This is a genomic window from Stieleria sp. (genome assembly GCF_041595215.1).
Taxonomy (GTDB): Bacteria; Planctomycetota; Planctomycetia; order Pirellulales; family Pirellulaceae; genus Stieleria; species Stieleria magnilauensis.
The window spans coordinates 1-5,258 of the sequence record NZ_JBFHKV010000594.1 but is presented as its reverse complement, the minus strand read 5'-3'; the positions used below and the strand labels follow the sequence as shown (position 1 = coordinate 5,258).

The 5,258-nt window shown below is 61.3% G+C and carries 3 protein-coding genes; all 3 read left to right on the top strand.

Annotated features, from left to right (window positions below):
- Positions 1–1,298 (top strand): hypothetical protein (locus tag ABX749_RS20755; RefSeq protein WP_372897657.1); only part of this gene is annotated, 1,298 nt, incomplete at its 5' end.
- On the top strand, positions 1,295–4,885 hold the full coding sequence (locus tag ABX749_RS20750; protein WP_372897656.1) for a DUF4175 family protein: 3,591 nt from the start codon (positions 1,295–1,297) through the stop codon (positions 4,883–4,885). The genes ABX749_RS20755 and ABX749_RS20750, both read left to right, overlap by 4 nt.
- On the top strand, positions 4,882–5,258 hold a 377-nt coding region (locus ABX749_RS20745; protein WP_372897655.1), incomplete at its 3' end, for a hypothetical protein. The genes ABX749_RS20750 and ABX749_RS20745, both read left to right, overlap by 4 nt.

The window sequence follows — 5,258 nt, the reverse complement described above, 5'->3', positions numbered from 1 at the left end:
TGAAAAAGTCGATCAATCTGCCCGACGGCCAGGCCCAAGAACTGTCGTTCGACTTCGGAAAACTGGAACCGGGCACCTGGCAGGTCACGGTGCAATTGGACGTCGAAGACGACTTGGCCGTCGACAATCGACGGATGACGGCTTTCGAGATCGCTCAACCGGCCCCGGTCTTGGTCGTCGATGGCGGCTCGCGTGACGGGGCACAGTTGGCCGAAAGTTTTTATCTGGCCGCGGCGCTGCGACAGACCAGTCGCAAGCCGGAACAGAGCGTCGATGCCGAGCGCGCCGACGACGACGGCCGACAAGCAACACCCCGGTCGGGATTGTTTGACCCCCAAGTCGTCTTTCTGTACGACGATGCCCTGCCCGAAATCCAACCGGGCCGCACCGAGTTGGTCGTCGTGACCGATTGCAGATCGCTGCCGGAGCGTTGGATCCAGCGACTGGAAACCTATGTCTCCGCCGGCGGCAAGCTGTTGGTGTTTGCCGGCGACGGCAGCTACGACGGCAGTGGCGGCGCATCGGCAGCATCTCACGCGGCCTGGCAACAGTCGGGCTTGGCCCCGGGAACGATCCAAACGCCGATGCGCAGCGGTGCGATGCCGTTTCGCATCACCTCGGTCGATTCGGCCAATCCGATGTTGTCTCCGTTTGCCGACCCGCAATCCGGCGACCTCGGTCGCCTGTCGTTCGATCAAATCCTGCCGGTCCGACCCGACGAACGGACCGCCGTCTTGGCGCGTTTTGAAGAGGACCGACCGGCGCTGACGCGACACCAATTGGGACAGGGTGATGTGGTCTGGTTTCTCTCCAGTGCCGATGCCAGCTGGGGCAACTGGACGACCAGCCCGTTGTACCTGCCGTTGGTGCATCAGATGGCCGGCGACCTGCTGGACCTGACCGGCGAAGGCAAGATCCGTTACCGCTCGGTCGGCGATCGACGCGACCTTTCGACCCTGCCAATGGCACAGCGAGCGTCCTCGGATCCTGCCGCACTGCGAACCGTTTCAGCGAGCACCGTCGACACAGAATCGCTCACGTTCGGTCGAATCGGATTCGAACAATCCGGCGGCGCGTTGTACGTCATCAATTCAACGGCCAAGGAATCCGACCCGACACGCATTCCGGTCGAACAATTCACCGAACACTTTCAGATCACCCCGGCTGATTCGGGGACCAGCGAAGTGGCCGAAACCGTCCAAGGCGAGCACAAGCACGAATTGTGGCCCTGGTTTGCCGCCGTGGCCGTGGTGTTGTTGACCGCCGAGTTTTCACTTGCCAATCGGACATCCGCATGAACGCTCCCGACGTCGCCTATCAAGTCGCTCGCCAATTCACGGCCCTGCGTCGCAGGTACCTGACCGTTCGCCTGGCCACCACGGCCAGCGTCGCGGCAGTGTTTTTGCTGGCCGTGTGGGTGTTGCTGGGCATGATTGACTATCGCTGGGAATGGCCGCATACCTGGCGGACGACCACGATGATGACCGCGATCGGTATCGCCGCCGCGCTGCTGGTCTGGCAAGCGGTTTGGCTGTTTCGCCTGACCCGACAACGATCGTTCGCGGGGATCGTCGAGCGGTCCTTTGAGGATTTCGGCCAGCGGATTCGAACGGTCCTCGACACGGTCGCCGGACGCGTGCAAGGCCCCGACGAAATGTTGACCGCACTGGGCAATCAAACACTCGGGCGGTGGGAATCCGTCACTCCTGCACGCCTGGTGCCCGTTCGTTCGCTGTGGTTGGCGCTGGTCGCTACCGCCGCCACCGCTGCCGTGTTGCTCGGGTTATTCACTGCCGGCGGCGATTGGCGTCTGGCGCTCCTGCGAGCGATCGGAATCGACCGTCCCTACACCACGCTGATGGTCACACCGGGCGACATCAAGCTGCTGGAAGGAACGCCCGTGGATGTGTCCCTGGAACTTGTCGGACGGACCAATCGCGACGTCTTGCTTCGCTACCGTGAACTCAGGCCGATCGAAACGGACGCGACCGAAACGGATTCGACACAATCCAAGACGATCGAAGATGCCGCGGCCCCCGAGCCCGAGTGGATCGAAAGCGAAGTCCTGGCCGATGCGCCGGAGACCGACGATCGGCGAAAGACCTTCCGTACCAACCTGGGCAAAGCGGCTTGGCCGATCGAATATCAATTCGTCTCCAGCGGGCAAACCACCTCCATCCATCGGATCGATGTCCAGCCGTTGATCGAAACCGAACGGATCGAGATCACCGTCCAACCGCCCGAGTACACCGGATTGCAATCACGCGTGTTTTCCAAGCCCGACCTGACCGTCTTGGAACGCTCCCAGGTCACCGTCACCATCGAATTGAACCATCCACTGCAACAGGCGGTGCTGGAAACGGGGCCGCGGACGTCACAGCTATCACCGACACCCTTGGATTCACCCCAGGACCGGACGCGTTGGTCGTTTTCATTGCCCGCGGACAATACCATCCGTTGGCGATTCTCTGGCTCGGGTACCGACGGGACTCCGATGGAACCGGTCGCCGGCCGGTTGGGCATCCGTCGTGACGCCGCCCCCTCAATCAGCTGGCGGGAACCGAACGACGAGATCAGGGTTCACACGTTGGCCGAAGTTCCGCTGGGCGTCCAGGTCTCCGACGACTATGGAATCATCGAATCCGGAATCGCATTCCAACTCGGTGGCGACGATGAATACATCCTGACCGACTGGACAACCGAATCCGACGCCGAGGCTTCGACAACGTCGCCGGCTGAAAGGACCCGGTTGCTGCTTGCGGAGCTGTTGCCACTGGAATCGTTCGACCTCTCCGAACGTGACTACATCGCATACTACGCCTATGCCGTCGACAACCGCCCCTGGGGAAACCATCGCAGCGAATCAGAGGTGCGGTACATCGACATCCGGCCGCTGCGACAGTTCTATCAAGAGATCGATCCGCCCGGCGGAAACGACGGCGCCAGCTCACGAGTTCTGGTGCGTTTGGACGAGATCATTCGACGCGAACGGTTTGTGATCAATCGAACGCGAAAACTGGTTCGTGGCGGAACCGACATGGCCGCTCAACTGGGAACGATCGATCGCCTGGTCGAAAACCAAAGTGAACTCGCGGACTTGACGCGTTTCCTGGCGGAGTTCTTCATCTCGCGCGGAAACGACGACGTCGAAGCGCTCAACCAGGCCGAAGCCGCGATGTTGCAAGCGGCCGATTCGCTAGCCGCCGGCTCGTTGGATCTGGCCCTGGTTCAAGAAGAAGAAGCCCTGCGTTCATTGGCCGAAGCCCGCCGCACGCTGGAAATCATTCTGACCAAACGCATGAGCCTGTCCCAACAACAGGCACTGCGTCGTCTGGCGCGTCAGCTACAACAGAAACTGCGTCGTGACCCTCCCGAGACCGAACGCCAATTGGCCGACTCGCTGATCCAAATCGCATCCCAGCAACGTCGTCTGGCGGCCAACGCCCAGTCGGCCGCGTCGGGACAACGATCTCCCCTCGCAACGCAGTCAAACACGTCCATGCCGTCGGCGACATCGACCGGTCAAAGTCAAACCGAGACGAACGAAGGCGAAAACAATCCAGAGGGTGCAGAGGAGAACACTGGGGAGACTACTGAGGAAAACGAAAACGACGCCGAGTCCTCCGCAGCCACCTCGGAATCGATCGACCAAGACCAAGACGCGATGAACGATGACGACGCGCCCACGCCCCAGGAAACACTCTACGAACAACAAATCGAATTGCTGGAGCGACTTGACGCGATCCGCGAACCGTTGGCGGAACGATTGACGCAGTCCGAGTTGATGACCCGCCGGATGGATGACGCCCAGTCGGGGATGGACGATCTGGCCACGCTGGCACGCGAGGGCGAACTCGAATCGATGGCCGCCAGGGGCCAGAGTGTCAGCGATCTGATCGAAGAACTGGGCCTGCAACTCGAAGCGGTCTCCGCCGCCGAACCGGTGACGCGGGTTTCGTCTCTGCGGGATTTGACCAGCGGCCTGGCCGGCATGGAACATCAACTCGGCACCCTCGACCCACTCTCCCCCGGCGGTGGTCGTGATCCCGACTCCGTAAATCCCGACACCCCGAATCCCGATGGTGCCGGTCAGCCCGAGCGCGAAACCGAGGCCGAACGACTGGCGCGACGGATGGCAGCCCGCAGCGAAACGCTGGAAGAAGTGATCTCGTCGCAAGCGGACATCGGCGACATCGAAATGAGCGAAGTCAACGATCAGCTGCAAAACTTTGCCGAGGAAACTCGTTTTCTGGAACAACTCGAATCGACCCGATCCGCCGCCGACCGGGTTCGGGACGCCGACGGCAAAACGGACGAAACGGAAGCTGCCGAGGCGATCGAACGGGCGGTCGAATACGCCCAAGCCGCCAATCGTCTCGAACGACTTTACCAACAACTCGTCACCCCACGCCTTGCCCGTCTGCGACGCATGGAACAACAAGCCAACCAATTGGCCAACCAGATGGGAAGCAACGGGACAAGCGGCGAAAACACCGAGCCGGAAACCGAACGAGCCCTGCGAGATCTCAAGCAAGAGTTACGGGCCGAGTCGTTGCGGGAGTTGGCCGAGTTGCTCGAGGGCGGACAAAACGAGGATGCGACGGAAACGCAGGACCAGGGATCCCGTGACGGCGAAATGACCGGCCCGTTGGCTGGCGGAGGAGGATTGACGTTCCGCGACGGCGATTCGGTCTCCAACCGTGTCCGTCTGGTCGCCGACGAACTCCGCAAGCGAATCCAACACGTGATGCTGCTGGAGATCGCGGTGGACCGCCAAACTCCGATTCCGACGGAATATCGTCGCGCCGTCGACGGTTACTTTGAAACACTGGCCCGCGAGAATTCTGTCGAGCTGGAATCGGCCGTCACGGGAGAGTCACAATGAGCGGCATCGAGTTACTGGCCAACACGTATTTTTCTTGGACGTCACCGCTGTCTCCCCGAGGCTGGATCGGACTGGTCGCCGCGTGCGCCCTGTTGTGGTTCGTGTTGCGAATCTTCTGGGGACGTTCGTTGGTCAACGGTCGTACCGGGTTGATCGTGATTCGCGCCGCAGCGATTGCGATCCTGGTCGCGATCCTGTTGGGGCCGACCAAGATCGACGAACAGGCCGGTGAAACGACCCGGCCCTCGATGATCTATCTGTTCGATGGTTCGCAAAGCATGCAACTCGGCGGCGAACTGAGTCGTTGGGATCAAGCGTTACGATTTGTCGGCGAAGCACAGCAGAGTGCCGGGCCGGGGTATTCCGGTGACGT

Coding starts and splice junctions, on each gene's coding strand:
- ABX749_RS20750 (WP_372897656.1), top strand. CDS start 1,295: ATGAACGCTCCCGACGTCGCCTATCAAGTCGCTCGCCAATTCACGGCC.